Genomic DNA, 18,538 nt, shown 5'->3' on the forward strand with positions numbered 1-18,538 from the left:
CCGATGACAACGACCCGCAACACGACCGGCTGGCTCGCGGTGCGCCGCGAGCTGACGACGCGCGGCCAATGGACGCTCGGGCTGGCGTCCTTCCTGCTGCCGTTCGCCGTCTGGTGCCTGATCAGCTACGTCCCGTTCATCTGGCATCCGCAGATGCGCATCACGAATCCGGGCAGCGTCGACTATTTCCAGACCGGCATGCAGATCGACCGCGACGTGTTCGACGACGAGCTCGCGCATGCGCGTGCGGCGCACGCGGCGGTGCCCGATGGCGAGCGCGCGAATCCGGTCTACCTGCCGGCGCCGCACCAGGTATTGCGCGCGTTCTACACGGCGTTCACGACGCCGCCCGCGTCGCGCGATGGCGTGTGGCTGCACGAAAGCCTGTGGCACAGCATCCGCATCATCTTCTGGGGCTTCGTGATTTCGTCCGCGATCGGCGTGCCGCTCGGCATCGTCTGCGGCACCTTCAGTGCGCTCGCGCGGCTGCAGGAGCCGTTCCTGGAGTTCTTCCGCTACCTGCCTGCGCCGGCGTTCGGCGCGCTGATGGTCGCGATTCTCGGCATCTATGACGCGCCGAAGATCGCGATCATCGTGATCGGTACGCTGTTCCAGCAGGTGCTGATCATCGCGAACACCACGCGCAAGCTCGAATACGGGCTGTTCGAGGCCGCGATGACGCTCGGCACGAAGAAGCTGAAGCTGCTCACGCACGTCGTGATTCCGGGCGTGCTGCCCGACCTGTATCGCGATCAGCGGATCCTGCTCGGTTGGGCGTGGACTTACCTGATCGTCGCCGAGCTGGTCGGCACGAGCTCGGGCATCACGTGGTACATCAGCCAGCAGGCGCGCTACCAGCATTTCGACAACGTGTATGCGGCGATCCTGATGATCGGGATCATCGGCCTCGGCACCGACATCGTGCTCGGGCTGCTCGGCCGCCGGCTCTTTCCGTGGGACCGCACGCTGAAAGCGTGACGTCCGCTCCCACGTACCCATCGACCGATTTTCGCAGAGGGCATCATGCAGAACCCGCAAGCCGTCCCCGATTACCTGATTCAATCCGATGCGGTGCGCGAGCGCTTCGCGCGGCTGAAGGCCCGCGACGTGATCCTCGACGTGCGACACGTCGGCAAGCGTTTCGCGACGCCGCAGGGCGAGTGCGTCGCGCTCGACGACATCAGTTTCCGCACGCACCGGCGCGAGTTCGTGTGCGTGATCGGCCCGTCCGGCTGCGGCAAGTCGACGTTGATCCGGATCCTCGCCGGGCTCGACGCGCAGACGAGCGGCGACGTGCTGCTCGACGGCAAGCCGGTCGACGGGCCGGGCGCCGATCGCGGGATGGTGTTCCAGGGCTATACGCTGTTTCCATGGCTCACGGTGAAGAAGAACGTGATGTTCGGCCTGCGCATGAACGGCAGCAGCAGCGGCGCGGCCGAGCGCGAGGCGCTGCAGTGGCTCGATCTCGTCGGGCTGACGCGTTTTGCCGACGTGTATCCGCACCAGTTGTCGGGCGGCATGAAGCAGCGCGTGGCGATTGCCCGTGCGCTCGCGAACCGTCCGCGCATCCTGCTGATGGACGAACCGTTCGGCGCGCTGGACGCCCAGACGCGGGCAAGGATGCAGACGCACCTGCTCGACATCTGGCGCAACATCGACGTGACGATCCTGTTCATCACGCACGACCTCGACGAGGCGATCCTTCTGGCCGACCGGATCCTGGTGCTGAAGGCGAATCCGGGCGGGGTGCAGGAGTTGATCGAAGTGCCGGTGCCGCGGCCGCGCGATTATTCGCAGGTCAATACGCCCGAGTTCATCGCGACGAAGGCGCGACTCGAAGCGCTGATTCATCCGAAGGAGACCGCGACGGCCGAAGACGACGGCATCAAGCCGCACATGATCCGGATGACGGACGTGACGGATAGCGTCGAGTAGCGTGGCGCCGGCTCATGCCGTCACGCCAGAACGCCTGTCGCATCGGGCCTGCGATGTTTCGGGTTGGTGACTGCATCGACGGGCGCGTCAGGAAAATACCGCCAACTTGCTTACATCCGGATTAATTTTGTCCACGCTGACTGGACCTCGACTTCCCACGGTAAGCTGATGCATTCCTGATCGATTCTTCGGCTTGCGAGAGAAAGCGATGAAGGTGACCATTGCGTACATCGAAGAACCGCCATTCGGCTGGACCGAAGCGGATGGCACCGCGACCGGTGCCGATCTCGAACTCGCGGCGACGATCCTCCGGCAGATAGGCGTGACCCGGATCGAGTATTGCCCGGCGACGTTCGGCGAATTGCTGCCCGGCGTTGCATCAGGTCACTGGGACATGAACGTACCGCTTTTCGTGACACCGCAGCGTGCCGATACCGTCGCGTTCAGCGTGCCGGTGTGGGGAATCGAAGACGGTTTTCTGGTTCGCCCGGGAAATCCGAAGGCACTCAGGCGTTATGCGTCGATTGCCGAACGTCCTGACGCGCGCCTCGGCATCATTGCCGGACAGGTCCAGCACGATTCCGCGATCGCGGCGGGCGTGAGCCGGCGGCAAATCGTCGTCTTCGAACAGCAGGCCGACGCGATCGCGGCCGTTCTTTCCGGCGTGGTCGATGCGTATGCGAGCACCGCGTTGGGGAATCGAATCGTGGCGGGCCGGATAGGCAGCGCGCTGATCGAGGCCGTCGCGCACGAGTCGGATGTCGACGGCAGCCCGCGGACGCCTCCGCTGGGCGCGTTTTCATTCAACCGGGAACACGGGGATCTGCTGGCGGCGTTCAATCAGCGACTTCGCTCGTATCTCGGCTCGCCGGACCATCGCGCTCGCATGGCGAGATTCGGGCTGACGGCGCGCGAGATCGATCCGGCCGTCTTGCAGACGGGATAGGTCGGCACTCGGCCGGCAAGCGTCGCGCGACGGATGATGGAACGGTCAGCCGGCGCCGACGAATTCCGCGGCGGCAGCGCGCGCGATGTCGCGATCGTGGATCTGCAACACGTCGACGACACGGTTCACGACGATCAGGTTGCCGAACCTCTTGCCGACGTGGCCGGCACCCACGATGGTCAGCCGAGATATCGCGATTCCCCGGCGACGGCCCGAAGGCCGTCGCGCCGTTGTGGCCGTCAATCGTGCCTGATCGCGATGGTCTTGAGCGCGGTAAAGCCGAGCAACGCTTCAAAGCCTTTCTCGCGGCCATATCCGCTTGCCTTCACGCCGCCGAACGGCAGTTCCACGCCGCCGCCCGCGCCATAGTTGTTGATGAAGACCTGTCCGGCCTGCAGCTTGCGCGCGAGGCGCAGCGCACGTGCGCCATCCCGCGTCCAGACGCCGGCGACGAGGCCGTACTGCGTGCCGTTCGCGAGCGCGACCGCCGCGTTCTCGTCGTCGAACGGCATGGCCGCGAGCACGGGGCCGAACACCTCTTCCTGCGCGAGTTCGCTGTCGGGCGGTACGTCGCGGAACAGCACCGCTTCGTGGTAGTACCCCGAACCCGATGCGCCGGCCGCGATGGTGCCGCGCGCCGCCACCCGAATGCCGTCGGCCTGCGCGCGCTCGACGATGGCCCGGACCCGCGCATGCTGCCTGGCGTTGACGAGCGGCCCCATCTCCAGATTCATCGACGGCGGCCCGGAACGCAGCCGCGCGAACTGCTGCGCGAGACGATCGAGCACGCGCTCGTAGACGGTGCGCTGGACGAGCAGGCGGCTGCCGGCCGAGCAGGTCTGGCCCGCGTTCTGCACGATCGCGTTGACGATGACCGGCAGCGCCTGGTCGAGGTCGGCATCGTCGAACAGCAACTGCGGCGACTTGCCGCCCAGCTCGAGCACCGCGGGGCAGTGACGCTCGGCCGCCGCGCGCCCGACCAGCGCGCCCGTTCCGGTCGACCCGGTAAACGAGATGTGACGAATGCCGGGATGGGCTGACAATGCCGCGCCGGCTTCGCCGCCCAACCCCGTGACGACGTTGACCGCGCCGGCCGGAAAGCCGACCTCCGCCGCGATTTCGGCCAGCCGCAGAATGGACAGGCTCGCATCCTCCGCCGGCTTGACCACGCACGCATTGCCGGCGGCGAGCGACGCACCGACCGAGCGGCCGTAGATCTGCATCGGGTAATTCCACGGAACGATGTGGCCCGTCACGCCGATCGGTTCGCGCACCGTCAATACCGTGAACCCGGCGGTGTAGGGCAGTGTGTCGCCGTGCAGCTTGTCGACGCATCCGGCGTAGTACTGAAGGTAGCGCGCGAGCACCGCCGCGTCGGTACGCGCGGTGTTCAGCGCCTTGCCCGTGTCGCGCGCTTCGAGCTGCGCGAGTTCGTCCGCATGCTGCGTGACGGCCGCGGCGTACGCGAACAGCAGGTTGCTGCGCTCGACCGGCGACAGCTTCGCCCACGGGCCGTCGAGCGTGTCGCCCATGGCGCGCTGGGCGGCGGAAACGGCGCGCTGCACGTCGGTCGCGTCGCCGCGCGCGATCGTCGCGAACGCTTCGCCGGTGCTCGGGTCGACGACGTCGATCCGCTCGCCGGTCGTCGGTGCGACGCGGACGTTGTCGATGTAGTGATCACATTGCATGGGTCATTCCTCGATCGATGCGGGATTCGCGATGGTGTGCGCTATCGCGGCGCCCAGTTCCGCGGTGCTGGCCGTGCCGCCCATGTCGCGGGTGCGCGGGCCGGCGACGAGCACGGATTCGATCGCCGCGACGATTTCGGCGGCCGCGGCTTCGTAGCGCGATTCGCCGCGACCGAGGTGCTGGAGCAGCAACGCGGCCGACCAGATCTGCCCGATCGGATTGGCGATGCCGCGGCCGGCGATGTCGGGCGCCGAGCCGTGCACCGGCTCGAACAGCGACGGGAAGCGGCGCTCGGGGTTCAGGTTCGCGGACGGCGCGATGCCGATCGTGCCGGTACAGGCGGGGCCGAGGTCGGACAGGATGTCGCCGAACAGGTTGGAGGCGACGACGACGTCGAAGCGATCCGGATTCTGGACGAAGTGTGCGCACAGTATGTCGATGTGATATTTGCGCGTTTCGATGTCCGGGAACGACCGCGCGATTTCCGCGAGGCGCTCGTCCCAGAACGGCATGGTGATCGAGATGCCGTTGGATTTCGTCGCGGCCGTCAACTGCTTGCGCGGGCGCGAGCGGGCGAGCTCGAACGCGAACCGGAGCACGCGGTCGACGCCGACACGCGAGAAAACCGACTGCTGCACGGCGATTTCGCGGTCGGTCCCGGTGAACATCCGGCCGCCCACCGACGAATACTCGCCTTCCGTGTTCTCGCGCACGACGATGAAATCGATGTCGCCGGGCCGGCGTCCGGCGAGCGGCGCGGGCACGCCCGGCATCAGGCGCACCGGACGCAGGTTCACGTATTGATCGAACTCGCGCCGGATCTTGATCAGCGATTCCCACACCGCGACGTGGTCGGGCACGATATCGGGCGCGCCGACCGCGCCGAAGAAGATCGCGTCGTGCGCGCCGATCTGCCGCGCCCAGTCGGCCGGCATCATCGTGCCGTGGCGAACGTAGTGATCGGTACACCAGTCGCCGAACTCGTCGAACGCGAGCGGAATGTCGAAACGGTCGGCGGCAGCGCGCAACACGCGCATGCCTTCGGGCATCACTTCCTTGCCGATGCCGTCGCCGGCGATGACGGCGATGCGGTGCGGGTTCTTCATATGGCGGGAAGCCTCCATGACGAAGCTGGCGTCCCGCACGGGAGGGGCTGACACGGGGAGCGGCGTGAACCGCGCAGCGTCGAACGGCCGCGCGACCTGCGATACGCGACGCTGCACCGCTCACGTCGGATCGCGTCGCCGTGTCTCCTGCGTCTCTTCCGTTGCGGTAACCGGCGGACTGTTGAATCGGTCCGTCGAATCTACTTCTTCGCAGGCGCGGGCAGGAAGTGCGGATCCGCGAACGGGACCTTCGAAAATCTGCAACACGCCGGCGAGCGCGGGCGCGGGGCGGCGTATCAGTCGACCGCCTGCCCGGCTTCGCCGGACACGAGCGAAGGCGGCGCGAAGGACGCGAGGAACTCGAACAGCTTGCGCGTCGGCAGCGGCACGGCGCCCGCGCGGATGCCGACCGACATGACGCGGTTGGCCCACGGATCGTTCAGGCGAATGAAGCGCAGGCGCATCGGTTCGCGAAACAGCGCGACCGCGCGCTCGGGCAGGATGCCGATGCCTTGCCCCGCGGCGATCAACCGGCACATCGCCTCGAAGCTCTGCACCTGCACGCGGAAGCGGACCGACTTGCCGAGCAGCGCCGCTTCCCTGACGAGCGAGCGCGTCAGTTCCGAGCGGTCGTCGAGTGCGACCAGATCGTGGTCGAGCAACGCGCTGAAATCGATCGACTCGCCGGTCAGCGGGTAGTCGTCGGGCACGACCACGCTGGCCCGGTCCATGCAGTAGGGCGCGAGATGGATCCCTTCGGTCGCGGTGCGCGACGTGACGATCCCGACGTCCGCGCGGCCTTCGCGCAGCGCCTGCAGGATGTCGGCGCTTCTCAGTTCGCTGATCTGCAGCTTGATGTCGCGATAGCGCTGCGAGAACGCGCGCAACTGATCGGGAAGATCCTGGCTGATCGCCGAGATGTTCGCGAAGACGCGGACGCGGCCGACCGCGCCTTTCGTATAGTCGGACAACTCGCTGTAGATCGCATCGGTGCGCAGCAGCAGGTCGGTCGCGTGACGCAACAGCGCTTCGCCGGCCGGCGTGAGTTCGACGCCCGCCACCGTGCGGTTCAGCAGTACCACGCGAAAGTGATGCTCGAGCAGCGCGATGCGGCGGCTCGCGGTGGAAAGCGACATGTGCGACTGCTGCGCGGCGCGCGACAGGCTGCCCAGCTCGGATGCACGGACGAACAGGGCGAGGGACGTGAGATCGAACAAGCGCGGACTCCGGTTGACACTGCGGCCAGTATGTCATCCATCGATGCGCTCCATGGTGCCGGGCGAAGTGGTGCTAACCCTGAGCGGCCGCGAATGGTGCGCCGCACACCGCGACGCCGCGATCATCCCGCGGCTGCCCGTGTCGCGCGGGCGATCGGCGCTAGAATCCGTTTTTCCGGTGGCTTGTGCATTGCACCGTACGATGGCCGGCGCGGGCATGCGTTCGAGATATTCGAAGTGCCGCTTGAAGGATTTCGCATATCGGGCGGCCGGGGCAGCCGGTAGATTCGAACGGTCCCCTGTCGCACACACTTATCTCGACAGCGACTGCACGCGGGGCCATCCATGAACTTTCGGAGACAAACGTGGAAATCGACGCGACCTGCGATCCGGGCGACCTCGCCGCCGCGGCATCGGCGCACGACCTCGCGCAGGAGGACCGGATCTTTCGTCGGCTGGCCGTGCAGATCCTGCCCATCCTGATGTTCGCGTACGTCACTTCGTACATCGACCGCGTGAACGTCAGCTTCGCCAAGCTGCAGATGAGCCAGCACCTGGGCTTTTCGGATGCGGTGTTCGGCTTCGGCGCCGGAATATTCTTTCTGGGCTACGTGATCTTCGAGGTGCCGAGCAACATGCTGCTGGTGCGGGTCGGACCGCGGCGCTGGATCACGCGGATCGTCGTGTCGTGGGGCATCGTGTCGGGATTGACCGCGTTCGTGTCCACGCCGATGCAGTTCTACGTGATGCGCTTCCTGCTCGGCGTCGCCGAGGCCGGCTTCATCCCGGCCATCGTGCTGTACATGGCGCGTTCGTTCCCGGGGCGGCGGCGCGCGCGGATCCTGTCGATGTTCTACGCGGCGCTGGCGCTGGCCGGCCTGATCGGATCGCCGTTGACCGGCTTCATCCTGCAGTATTTCGACGGGGCGATGCAGATACCGGGCTGGAAATGGATCTTCATTCTCGAGGCGCTGCCGGCATTCCTGGCCGCGCTGTACGTATGGAAAGGCCTCGACGACGACGTCACGCGCAGCGCGCGCTTCTCGCACGCGGAGCGCGCCGTCCTCGCACGCGTACTGGCGGAAGACCGCGCGACGACCGAGTCCGTCGCGCACCGCGGCCTGTTCTCGAGCTGGCTCGTGTGGGCGTTCTGCGTGATCTACTTTCTCGACGTCTTCGCGATTTACGGCTATACGTTCTGGGCGCCGACGATGATCAAGCAGATGGGCATCGGCAGCGATTTCGTGATCGGCCTGCTCGCCGCGCTGCCGAACGCGGTGGCCGTGGTCGTGATGGTCCTGTTCGGGCGCAGCGCGGACCGGCGCGGCGGACGGCGGCTGCACGTCGCCACGCTTTTGCTGATGGGCGCGACGGGGCTCGGGCTGTCGGTCGTCTGGCACGATCAGCTGTGGCTCGGGATGTTCGCGCTTTGCATTGCGAACGCGGGGCTCATCTCGTTTCCGCCGCTGTTCTGGAGCATGCCGACCGCGGCGCTCGGCGCCGCATCGGTATCGATGGGCATCGCGGTGATCAGCTCGTTCGGCAACCTCGGCGGTTTCTTCGGCCCCTATGCGGTCGGCTACCTGAAGCAGCTGTCCGGCAATCTCGCCGTGCCGCTGTTCCTGATGGTCGGGTGCCTGTTGCTGGGCCTCGTCCTCACGATGCTGCTGCCGGCGCGGCTGGTCGAGCGGTAACGACAATCCGGTTCGCCGCGGCGCAGCGCCGTGGCGCCTTTTTTGACGGGAATGACATGAAACAGCAGATTGGCCTGATCGGCGTGGGTTTGATGGGGCATGGTATTGCGCGCAACGTGCTGAAGCACGGTTATCCGCTCACGGTCGTCGAGCATCCGGGCAACCAGCCGCTCGACGAACTGCTGCAGGGCGGCGTCCGGACCGTGCGGACCGCGCGCGAACTGGCCGCGCAAGCGGACGTCGTCATCCTCTGCGTGACGGGTTCCCCCGAAGTGGAAGCGGTGCTCACCGGCGAGGACGGCGTGTTGGCCGGCCTGAAGGACAACGCGATTGTCGTCGATTGTTCGACCGCGGTTCCCGAGTCGACCGTCCGGATGGCGCGGCTCGTCGAAGCGGCAGGCGGGCGCTTCGTCGATGCGCCGATGACGCGCGGCGCCAGGGAGGCTCACGAGGGCCGGCTGAACCTGCTGGTCGGCGCGACGCCCGGGTTGTTCGCGGAGATCCGGCCGGTGCTCGCGTGCTTCGCCGAGAACATCACGCGCGTCGGCGATGTCGGGGCCGGCCACAGCATGAAGCTTTTGCACAACTATGTTTCGCTCGGGACCATCGCGCTGCTGTCGGAAGCCGTCGCGTGCGCGAAGCGCGCGGGCGTGGACGTCGCGGTGCTCGCCGACGTGCTCGCCAACGGCGGTGGCGGTGGCGCCGCGCTGAACCGGCTGCGTCCGTTCCTGGAGTCCGGCGACACGTCCGCGCTGCCGTTCCATATGGCGAATGCGCTGAAGGATCTGTCGTACTACTCGGCGATGGCCGAAGGCGTCGATGCAGCCCATGCGATCGCGGCGGCCGTCACGGATACGTACCGCGATGCCGTTGCCGGGGCCGGCGCGCATTGTCCGGTGCTGAAACTGACCGATGTGCTGATGGCGGGGCCCACGCGCGACGACGGCGCGTCGCTTTGAGGAGGCGGGCGGTCGTGCGTGCGGGGCAGGATCGCCGGAAAAAATCCGGGAACCCGTTTGTAGCGGGTGCGACGACCGATGACAAAAAGAACGAAATCGATTGCCGCGGTAGCCGTACTGATCTGCGTCGGCCTGTTCCTCATGACCAAGGTGCACCTCGGGTACTACTCGCATGACAAGGCCATTGCCGACGATGCCGAAAAGATCGCGATTCAGCGCTTCAACAGCAAGCAGTTCGATGCGATCTACGACAGCTTCGCCGAGAACGAGAAGCAGGCTATTCCGAGGAAACAGGCGCTGGAAGCTATGCACGCCACCTTTGATCGTTTCGGGACATAGCCCGGTCGATCCGGAAATCGTCCGTGCGCACGCATGCTCCGGCCGCGCGTATGGTGCACCGCTTAGTCGGGTCTCGTAGCGTATGCACATACGTATGACGTCAACGTATGCGTCTCGGATATCGTGGTACGTGCAGCAGGAGCGGGAAGCCTAGTCCGGCGCGACCGACCGGGCGAACTCGACGAATTGCTCGACGCAGGTCGACGAAAACGGTTCGGACCACGTGACGACCAGCTCGAGCACGTGCGGGCTCGCCAGCGGCACGTAAGCGACGCCCGGGCGGTGCAACGTCGACGTGAAGCCGGGCACGATGGCGACGCCGCGTTCCGCCGCTACCAGCGACACCAGTGTCGTGATCTGCGACGCGGTCGGTCCTATCCGCGGCGTCACGCCTTCATGCGCGCACAGATCCTCGAGCGCGGCGTTCAGCGCGGAACCGTACCCGGAAGGGAACGTGACGAAGTTCTCCATCGCGAGTTCGCGGAACGCGATCGTCGCGTTGCCTGCGTATCGGCTCCGGGCCGGCACCGCGGCGACGAGCGGTTCCCGCGACACGACGAGGGAGCGGATGCGCTCGCCGGACGTCGTCGCCGTTGACCAGCCGAAGCCGATGTCCAGCGTGCCGTCGGCGATCTGCTGGCGCTGACTGGCGGTCGATACCTCCCGAAACGCCAACTCGACTTCCGGCATGCTGCGGCTCACGTTGCGGATGATGTCCGAAAACGCGTCGGACATCGGGATGGAGCTTGCATAGCCGATCACGACACGGCCGACCATACCCTGCGCCATCTTGCGCGCGGTCGCCTCCGCCTCGTCGACCGCATGAACGACGGTTCTCGCCTGTTCGAGAAACAGCGCGCCGGCCGGCGTGAGCTGCACCGCGCGCGTGGACCGCTCGAACAGCCGGATGCCGAGGTCGGCTTCCAGCGCGGCGATATGGCGCGTCAAAGGCGGCTGGGCGATACGCAAACGCAACGCCGCGCGTCCGAAGTGCAATTCGTCGGCGACGGTCACGAAATAGCGGAGGCGGCGTAGGTCGAGCATTTTTGTCGTTTCGGTATCAATGGCCACGAAAACAGTATTGGCACGCGTGCCGCCCGCTCGTCAGACTGTCACCCACATCAGAGAGGGCATCACCCGTGGGCAACAGAACCATCCGATTCGCATTTTTCCTGTGCGGGTTCGCGGCATTTATCAATCTTTATTCGACGCAGGGCATCCTGCACGAACTCGCCGCGGCCTTCAACGTGAGCGCCGAACAGGCCGGCCAGGGCATCAGCGCCACTACCTTGGCGGTTGCCATTATCGCTCCGTTCGTCGGTACGCTGGCCGCCCGCTTCGATCGCCGGACGGTCATTTCGTGCGCCGCCGTGGCGTGTGTGCTTCCCGTCCTGTGGTCGGGGCACGCGGCGCACTTTTCATCGTTTCTCGCCGCCCGCTTTGCCGCGGGCATGCTGATGCCGTTCATCTTCGCGATCTCGATCGCCTGTATCGGCGAGATCTTCAGCCACGACGCGGCGACGGAGGTCAGCGCACTGTTCGTCGCCGGTACGACGCTCGGCGGATTCGCCGGGCGCTTCGTGACCAATATCCTGACGTCCGCGTTCGGCTGGCGTCACGCGCTCGATTTCATCGCGTTCCTGTGTCTCGCGACGGGCCTCGCGATCCACGCGTGCCTGCCGAGGTCCGGCGTCGCGCGTCCGGATGGCGATGGCGATGGCGTGGCGACGCCGCGCCGGAAGCTCTTGACACGCGGCCCGCTGCTGGCGTCGTTTCTGGTCGGCGCATGCGTGCTCGCATCGCAGGTCGCGACGTTCACGTTTGTCGGACTGCGGCTGGCCGGTGCGCCATTTGGCTTCGATACGGTCGAGATCGGCGCGATCTATGCGGTATTTCTCGTCGCGGTGGTCGTCACACCGCTCGCGGGCCGCGTCGCGGCGCAACGCGGCCCGCGCGATCTCGCGCTTGCGGCGACCGGGCTCGCGATCGTCGGTGCATTGCTCACGCTGTCGAGCAGCGTCAGTGCGATCCTGACCGGTCTCGCGCTCAGTTCAACCGCGGTGTTCGTCGAGCAGGCATCGGCCAATGCGTTCATCTCGCGGGTGGCACGCGGGGCACGATCGACGGCGATCGGCATCTACCTTTCCTTCTATTACCTTGGCGGAAGTCTCGGCTCGGTCCTGCCTGTTCCCGCATGGAATCGCCGGGGCTGGGCGGGCTGCGTCGCGTTCGTCGTCGGCGCACAGGCGATCGCGGGCGCGCTCGTGTTTTTCTTCTGGCGCGGGACGCCGCCTGCCGGCGCAAGCAAATCTCGCTCGCCCGAAGTCAGGCCGACTCGGTAGTCGATTTCAACTCGCCGCGCGCACCCGCCGCTCCCGCGCTGTCCGCCGGATCATACCCGGCCGGCAACGCCACCCGCACATAAAGAAACGCACGCCGTTCCCGATCGGGCAGCACTTGCGGTCCGTAGCTGATCCTGACCGCTCCGTCGTCGATCTCCCCGGCCTGCGCGAAGCGCCACGCGCCGGGATCGCTGTCGAGCAGGAATTCGGCGCGCGCATACGCGTGCGGCTCGAACAGCTCGGGAATCGTCACCGTCCTGCCGTCGAGCTTGTCGAGCAACGCTTCGACCACGTTGAAGCCGTACCCGTCGCGCACGATGTCGCAGATGAAGCTGCCCGCGATACGCGGGTTCAGTTCGATCACGTGCGGCACGCGATCATGCACGATGCAGTCGAGATGCACGGGCCCCCACGTGAGCCCGGCGGCGGCCGTCGCACGCGTGCCGACGTCGATCAGCGCGCGCAGCGTGTCGGCGTCGAGATCGAGTTCGGACGTATAGCCGCGTTCGAGAAAGCCGGCGCCATGCCGCTTCAGCTTGCGCAGCGCGCCGACATAGCGGCCGTCGAAATACTCGACGCAGTATTCGCTGCCGTCCAGGAACTCCTCGATGACGACGCGTTCGGTCGCAAGCGACGGGGCATCGGCCCGCACGGCAGCGAGCGCGTCGAGCTGCGCGCGCACGGCGGCGATGTCCTCGCAGCGGCGCACGCCGTCGCTCGCGGAGCCTTCCGCTGGCTTGACGACGACCGGAAAGCGCAACGGCGCGGCCGCGGCCGCGAGCGCCGCCGGCGCGGCCAGCGTGCCCGCGACGAACTGCGCGGCCGGGATGCCGTGCGCGGCGAGCAGCGCCTTCTGGTTGGACTTCGACACCGCGTGCGCGACGTGCCGTGCATCGGGGCCGGGCAGCCCGAGCGCATCGGCGACCCACGCGGCGGTGCGCGCATAGGTGTCGTGCGCGGTCGTCACGCGCAGCGTGTCGAGTTCGTCCGGATAGCGCGCGCGCAGCCAGCCGGCGAGCTGGCCGGCGTCGGGCGCGAGGTTGACCGTCTCGACGCCGTCGGGAAACACGCCGTCGAGACGATGGCCGGGCGCGGTGACGACGGTCACGGCCACCTGGCGTGCGAGGGCGCCGCGCACCAGCGCGATGCTGCTGCCGGTGGCGCGTGCGCCGATCACGATGAGTCGCTTCATGAGGAATCCTTGATCGAGGGCGGAAGAGGAAAGCCGGCTAGCGCGCGCGCCTGCGCAGGCGCTGGGCTTCGAGGCGCGGCAGCAGATGCTGGACGACGCGCGGCAGCGTATAGATCGGCAACTGCGCGCACGCGAACACGAGCGCCATGGTCGGCGTGGCGGCCAGCCCGAGCGCGGCCCACATCAGCCCGACGTTGCGGTTGGCGACGATCAGCGCGACGTTCAGGCGCGTGCGGACGTCGCCGGGCGTGAGCCCGTACGCGACGATCTGGAAACCCGCGTTGACGGCGAACGCAACGGCGATCGCGGCCAGTGCGCGGTGCGGTGCGTCGATGATCGACTGCTGCATGCCGGCCATCGTGCCGAGCGCGAATATCAGCAGCGCGACGACGACGATCGCGTCGATCGGCGTCGCATGGCGTGCGAGCCGCGCGCCGGCAAGGCGGCGCACGAGCAGCGCGACGCCCTCGGCGCTGCCGATCAGCAGCGCGAGCCGCAGCGCGAGGCTCGACGGCGGGATCGACACGGCCGCGTCGTGGCTGAACCACGCGGTCAACAGCGGTGCGGTCAGCGGCACGAACACCATCGACGCGAGGGTCGCGACGAGCGCGACGCTTGCGTCGAGCGACAGCATCCGTGCGATCGTCGACGTACCGCTCGACGGCGGCGCGCAGTATGCGATCACCAGCGCGACGACCCAGTCGTACGGCAGGCCGGCGAGCCGCGCGGCGATGCCGAGCGCGACCGGACACGCGATCATCGTCACGGCGGGCAGCAGCAGCGACACGGCCGGCCGCCGCGCGACCGCGCGCACCGCGCTCGGCTCGACCCGCAGCAGCGTGCCGAGCACGAACAGGAACACGGTAACGGGCATCAACGGCCGCGCGAGCGCCGCGAGCGGCGGCACCAGCAGCCCGAGGCCGACGCCGCACGCGAGCACGGTCGGGCCACGCCGCACCAGCGCGGCGATCAGTGCGCGCACGGACGAACCTCGAGCCGGCGGCGAACGGGGGTGAAGCCGAAGCAGGCAGCGAATGGCATGCGGATTCCTTGAAAAGGGCCGGCCGGCAGGGAATACCCGCTAGGCTAATCCGGATGATTGGCGAAGTAAAATGATATAAACTGAATCGGTAACAAGAGAAACCGATATGAACATCCCTCTGCTCGAAACTTTCCGGGCCGTCGTGCAGGAAGGCAGCGCGCTGCGCGCGGCCGAACGGCTCGGCTGCACGCAATCGAACGTCACGGCGCGGCTGCGCCAGCTCGAAGAGTCGCTCGACGCGCCGCTGTTCGACCGGCACGGCAAGCGGCTGGTGCTGAACGACGCCGGGCGCCGGCTGATGCCGTATTGCGACCGCATCCTGCGCCTCGTCGACGAAGCGACGCAGGTGGTGCGCGAAACGCCGGTCGCCCGCAGCTTCCGGCTGGGATCGATGGAGAGCACCGCCGCCACGCGGCTGCCGGCGCTGGCCGCCGCGCTGAAGGAGCGCGACCCGGCGCTCGGCCTCGCGGTGCAGATCGGCAGCGAGCCCGATCTGGCCGAGGCGCTGTTGCGCGGCCGGATCGACGCGGCGTTGACCGCTCGCGCGGTTGTCCGGCCCGGGCTGCGTTACGAGCCCGCATTCGCGGAAGACATGGTGCTGGTGAGCGCGGCGACCGTCACGCGCCGGCAGTTGCTGGCCGACAACACGGTGCGCTTGCTCGCGTTTCACGACGGCTGTCCGTATCGCGCGGTCGCGGAACACTGGCTGAAGGCGCGCGGCGTCGCGATCGAGTCGGTGTCGTCGTTCGGCACGTTCGGCGCGATTCTCGGCTGCGTGGCGGCCGGGATGGGCGTCGCGATCCTGCCGAAACGGATCACGACCGAGCACGTGGCGCGCAAGGAACTGCGCACGCACGCGTTCGACGATCTCGACAGCGTGACGACCTATCTCGTCACGCCCGACGAAGCGCCCGCGCTGCCCGAACTCGACGCGTTGCGCGCGGTGCTCGGCCGGCAGGCGGGTGCGCTGCTCGCGCGCTGACGCGAGACGATCCGGCCCTAGGCCGGCGCGACCGCGCGTTCGTCCGCGAAGAAGTCGGCCTCGATTTCGCGAATCCGCCGGCAATCCTCGAGCAGCCGCTCGAAGGTCGGGCTGTACAGGCCGACCGTGCCGAGGGCGGTCTGCAGGTCGGTGGTCACGCGCAGCGTGTCGCCGACCTTGATCCATTGCTTGAGCCCGACGAACGACGGCAGCGCCTGGATCGCCTGCCACGTGAAATCCTGCCGCAGCACGCCGTTGCGCGACGACAGCAGCAGCACGTGCCCGCAGTAGCCGCGAAAATCCGTCGGCGCGGTGATCTCGCCGAACAGCCGTTCCGGATGCAGCACCGCTTCGACGGCGGCCGACACGTGATTCTCGCCGCTGACCGCGCTCGTCAGCCGTGGATCGAGACTGCCGTGCAGCCGCGCGTTCAGCTCGACGATCGTCGGACCGTCGGCCGTATCGAACAGCTCCAGATGGGTCGGCCCGAAGCGCACGTCCAGCGCGTCGAGCACGTCGGCCGCGTAGTCGAGCAGCGGTGCGTAGCGCGGGTCGGCATGGTTCAGCACCAGCATCTTGTCGAGCCGCGGCGCGTGCGTGCGGTCGCGATGCACCTCCCACAAGCTGACCACGCGATGGCGGCCCTCGAACGACACCGAGTCGACGATGTATTCCTGCCCTTCGGAATAGCTCTGGATCACGATGTCGTCGTTCGGCTGGTTGTACAGCGAACGGGTCGCCAGCACGTCGCGCGCGGCCGCCTCGACCTGCGCGAGCGTCCGGCAGATCTTCACGCCGGTCACGCCCGCGCTGCGCGCCGGCTTCACGACGAGCGGCAGCGTGCCCTGCGCGCGCGCCCAAGCGAGCGCTTCGTCGACCGACGTGCTGTGGAAGTGCGCCGGCGCACGCAACCCGGCCGCGCGAATGCGCTCGTTCATCGCGAACTTGTCGCGTCGTGCGGCGGAGGTCGCGAGCGGGTTGCGATAGGGCACGTCGAGCCGCTCGGCGAGCGTGTCGGCCAGCTCGAGCGCCGCGTCGAGGCCGTGCAGCACCGCGCCGATCCGCAGGTCGGCCAGTTGCGCGAGCGTCGCGTCGATGTCGCCGCGATGCTGGACCTGGCGGACGTAGTCGGACGGCACGAACTGGTTCCGGTAGATTGCGGGCAGATCGGGGTCGCTGATCACATGCGCGCAACGGATGCCGTATGCGCGAAACGCGGGGGCCAGATAGGCGGCGGTCGACGCGCCGTCGACGATCAGGACGGTATCGATGAAGCGATGCTGCATGGATTCCTCGCTCGGATGGGGGCGGTTGAAGGACGTCGTGCGGCAGCGCGCTCAGGCCCGCGTGCCGGTAACGGGAGTGTCGCGGGGCCAGCGCACGGCCAGCACGACACAGATCGCGACGAGCACGGCCGCGACGGCGAACGCATGCGCGGCGCCGGCCACGATGGCCGCGCCCTGGCCGGCGACCAGCGCGCCGAGTGCCGCGACGCCGATCGCGGCGCCGACCTGGCGCGCGGTATTGAGAATCGCGGACGCGGTGCCCGAGCGGCCGGCCTCGACGCTGCCGAGCAGCGTCGACGTCAGCGCGGGAATCGCGATGCCGCCGCCGACCGCCATCGCCGCGAGCCCGGGCGCCAGCAGCGCATACGGCGTGTGCGCGGCGAGCGTTTGCCACAGCCACACGTAGCCGGCGAGCGACACGGCGAGCCCGACGATCACGGTCGCGCGAAACCCGTAGCGGACCGCGAGCCGTGCGCTCGCGATATTGGCGAGCATGATGATCGTGAGCGGCGCGAGCGCGAGCCCCGATTCGGTCGCCGTGAAGCCGCGCGCGTTCTGGAAATAGAGGCTGAGCGAGAAGATCAGCCCGTAGAACGCCGCATTCGTGATCGCGCCGATCGCGAGCACGCCCGGCACGCGGGCGATCCGGAAGAACGCGAGCTGCAGCATCGGCGCGGCCACGCGCCGTTCGATCGCGACGAACAGCGCACCGAGTGCGACCGACGCGAGCAGCGCACCGGCCGCATACGGGTCGCTGATCCCGTGCGCACCGGCGCGGATGATCCCGCCCGTCAGCAACCCGAGCACGAGTACCGCAACGATCTGGCCGGCCGGATCGAACAGCCGGGTGCGCGCGGCGGCCGAATCCCGCACGTGGCGCAGCGTGAGCCACAGCCCGAGCGCGCAGATCGGCAGGTTGATGAAGAAGATCGCGCGCCAGCCGAGCGAATCGATCAGCAGGCCACCGAGCGTCGGGCCGGCCGCGCTGATCGCGCCGCCCGTCGCGCTCCACCACGCGACGGCTTTCACGCGCGCGGCGGCGTCGTTGGCGCACGCATGCGTGATGAGCGCGAGCGACGTGGGCAGGATCATCGCGGCGCCGACGCCTTGCGCGACCCGCGCGGCGACCAGCGCCGCCAGCGACGGCGCGAGCGCGCAGCCGAGCGACGCGAGCAGGAACAGCGCAAGACCGTACGCGAACAGCCGGCGGCTGCCGAAGCGGTCGGCCAGCGTGCCCGACGTCAGCAGCAGCGCGGCGAACGACAGTGTGTACGCATCGACGATCCACTGCAGCCCGTGAACGCTCGATCCGAACGCCTGACCGAGGCTCGGAATCGCGACGTTGACGACGGTCACATCGAGCTGGACGATCGCGAAGCCCAGGCTCGCGGCCGCGACGGTCGGGAAGATGGCGCGCAGCGACGTATGCGGCGCAGCCGCAGCGGCGGCGGCCGGTGGATGGTCGACGCGGTCGAGCGCCGGGGCGCGATCGTTCATCGCGGCTCCCGGTGCGGGCCGGACGTGTGCGACGTCGGGTGCGGCAGGCGGTATCGATTCATCTGGCGGGTTCCCGTAGGGCGGATAGAGGAAGCCGGCTGCCCGTCGGACGCCGGCTGAATCGTCGAATCCGACAGAAAACTAGCATCGACCCGTTGGCGAATACAAATAATAAGCAGCGATTTTTTAACAAGTATTCGTGTTAAGGGCAGGTGCAAACGACGTGAACCGGTTCCGCCCGGATTGCTGAACTTATATCGATAATTTTCGTTTGCAATCGAATTAATATCATTTCGCAATGCAATGACGGTC

The 18,538-nt window shown here is 67.7% G+C and carries 17 protein-coding genes; 8 read left to right on the plus strand and 9 right to left on the minus strand.

The features are described 5' to 3' along the window. Window positions 1-3 precede the first annotated feature (3 nt). From H0X91_RS01580 to H0X91_RS01590, 3 genes are all read left to right on the plus strand, one after another. Window positions 4-978: an ABC transporter permease gene (locus H0X91_RS01580; protein ID WP_034203993.1), complete on the plus strand. Its 975-nt coding sequence runs from the start codon at window positions 4-6 to the stop codon at window positions 976-978. A 45-nt stretch (window positions 979-1,023) separates the two neighbouring features. Continuing rightward, a complete protein-coding gene (locus H0X91_RS01585) occupies window positions 1,024-1,935 on the plus strand; it encodes an ABC transporter ATP-binding protein (protein ID WP_196432748.1) in 912 nt (303 codons plus the stop codon). Window positions 1,936-2,143: 208 nt separating this feature from the next. Beyond that, a complete protein-coding gene (locus tag H0X91_RS01590; RefSeq protein WP_058903886.1) occupies window positions 2,144-2,881 on the plus strand; it encodes a transporter substrate-binding domain-containing protein in 738 nt (245 codons plus the stop codon). 45 nt (window positions 2,882-2,926) lie between these two features. Here H0X91_RS01590 and H0X91_RS35210 read toward each other — a convergent pair whose 3' ends face one another. The 4 genes from H0X91_RS35210 to H0X91_RS01610 form a co-directional block, all read right to left on the minus strand. Further along, a complete protein-coding gene (locus H0X91_RS35210) occupies window positions 2,927-3,055 on the minus strand; it encodes a hypothetical protein (protein WP_006498067.1) in 129 nt (42 codons plus the stop codon). Window positions 3,056-3,120: 65 nt separating this feature from the next. Next, on the minus strand, window positions 3,121-4,569 hold the full coding sequence (locus H0X91_RS01600) for an aldehyde dehydrogenase family protein (RefSeq protein ID WP_060267098.1): 1,449 nt from the start codon (window positions 4,567-4,569) through the stop codon (window positions 3,121-3,123). Between the two features lie 3 nt (window positions 4,570-4,572). After that, the gene (locus tag H0X91_RS01605) at window positions 4,573-5,676 is read right to left on the minus strand and encodes a tartrate dehydrogenase (protein WP_006493819.1); all 1,104 of its coding nucleotides are present in this window, start codon (window positions 5,674-5,676) and stop codon (window positions 4,573-4,575) included. 296 nt (window positions 5,677-5,972) lie between these two features. Further along, a complete protein-coding gene (locus H0X91_RS01610; RefSeq protein WP_006498069.1) occupies window positions 5,973-6,893 on the minus strand; it encodes a LysR family transcriptional regulator in 921 nt (306 codons plus the stop codon). Between the two features lie 365 nt (window positions 6,894-7,258). Between H0X91_RS01610 and H0X91_RS01615 the strand changes: the two genes are divergently transcribed. The 3 genes from H0X91_RS01615 (at window position 7,259) to H0X91_RS01625 (ending at window position 9,885) form a co-directional block, all read left to right on the plus strand. Then, window positions 7,259-8,587, plus strand: a complete 1,329-nt coding sequence (locus H0X91_RS01615; RefSeq protein WP_077189503.1) for an MFS transporter — start codon at window positions 7,259-7,261, stop codon at window positions 8,585-8,587. Window positions 8,588-8,643: 56 nt separating this feature from the next. Then, window positions 8,644-9,546 carry an NAD(P)-dependent oxidoreductase gene (locus H0X91_RS01620; protein WP_006493817.1) on the plus strand — a complete coding sequence of 301 codons (903 nt, stop codon included), beginning with the start codon at window positions 8,644-8,646 and terminating at the stop codon, window positions 9,544-9,546. Window positions 9,547-9,624: 78 nt separating this feature from the next. Next, window positions 9,625-9,885, plus strand: coding sequence for a hypothetical protein (locus H0X91_RS01625; RefSeq protein WP_034203996.1), 261 nt, complete (start codon window positions 9,625-9,627; stop codon window positions 9,883-9,885). Window positions 9,886-10,035: 150 nt separating this feature from the next. On the opposite strand, the gene H0X91_RS01630 is transcribed toward H0X91_RS01625, so the two are convergent. Continuing rightward, a complete protein-coding gene (locus tag H0X91_RS01630) occupies window positions 10,036-10,929 on the minus strand; it encodes a LysR substrate-binding domain-containing protein (RefSeq protein ID WP_034203997.1) in 894 nt (297 codons plus the stop codon). A 95-nt stretch (window positions 10,930-11,024) separates the two neighbouring features. Here H0X91_RS01630 and H0X91_RS01635 point away from each other — a divergent pair, with 95 nt between their 5' ends. Further along, window positions 11,025-12,227, plus strand: coding sequence for an MFS transporter (locus H0X91_RS01635; protein ID WP_196432767.1), 1,203 nt, complete (start codon window positions 11,025-11,027; stop codon window positions 12,225-12,227). Here the strand turns inward: H0X91_RS01635 and H0X91_RS01640 are convergent. Next, the gene (locus tag H0X91_RS01640) at window positions 12,211-13,419 is read right to left on the minus strand and encodes an ATP-grasp domain-containing protein (protein ID WP_034203999.1); all 1,209 of its coding nucleotides are present in this window, start codon (window positions 13,417-13,419) and stop codon (window positions 12,211-12,213) included. The two genes, H0X91_RS01635 and H0X91_RS01640, sit on opposite strands and share 17 nt — an antisense overlap. A 37-nt stretch (window positions 13,420-13,456) precedes the next feature. Continuing rightward, window positions 13,457-14,401, minus strand: a complete 945-nt coding sequence (locus tag H0X91_RS01645) for a hypothetical protein (protein WP_034204000.1) — start codon at window positions 14,399-14,401, stop codon at window positions 13,457-13,459. Window positions 14,402-14,567: 166 nt separating this feature from the next. Here H0X91_RS01645 and H0X91_RS01650 point away from each other — a divergent pair, with 166 nt between their 5' ends. Continuing rightward, window positions 14,568-15,443, plus strand: coding sequence for a LysR family transcriptional regulator (locus H0X91_RS01650; protein WP_006491158.1), 876 nt, complete (start codon window positions 14,568-14,570; stop codon window positions 15,441-15,443). A gap of 17 nt (window positions 15,444-15,460) precedes the next feature. Here the strand turns inward: H0X91_RS01650 and H0X91_RS01655 are convergent, their stop codons facing one another. Together H0X91_RS01655 and H0X91_RS01660 are read right to left on the minus strand one after the other, a co-directional pair. Next, window positions 15,461-16,729, minus strand: a complete 1,269-nt coding sequence (locus tag H0X91_RS01655; RefSeq protein ID WP_048985972.1) for an ATP-grasp domain-containing protein — start codon at window positions 16,727-16,729, stop codon at window positions 15,461-15,463. Between the two features lie 51 nt (window positions 16,730-16,780). Next, window positions 16,781-18,226: an MFS transporter gene (locus tag H0X91_RS01660; RefSeq protein ID WP_060214033.1), complete on the minus strand. Its 1,446-nt coding sequence runs from the start codon at window positions 18,224-18,226 to the stop codon at window positions 16,781-16,783. Window positions 18,227-18,538 lie beyond the last annotated feature (312 nt).

This window comes from Burkholderia sp. 9777_1386 (assembly GCF_015712265.1).
Classification (GTDB): domain Bacteria; phylum Pseudomonadota; class Gammaproteobacteria; order Burkholderiales; family Burkholderiaceae; genus Burkholderia; species Burkholderia cenocepacia.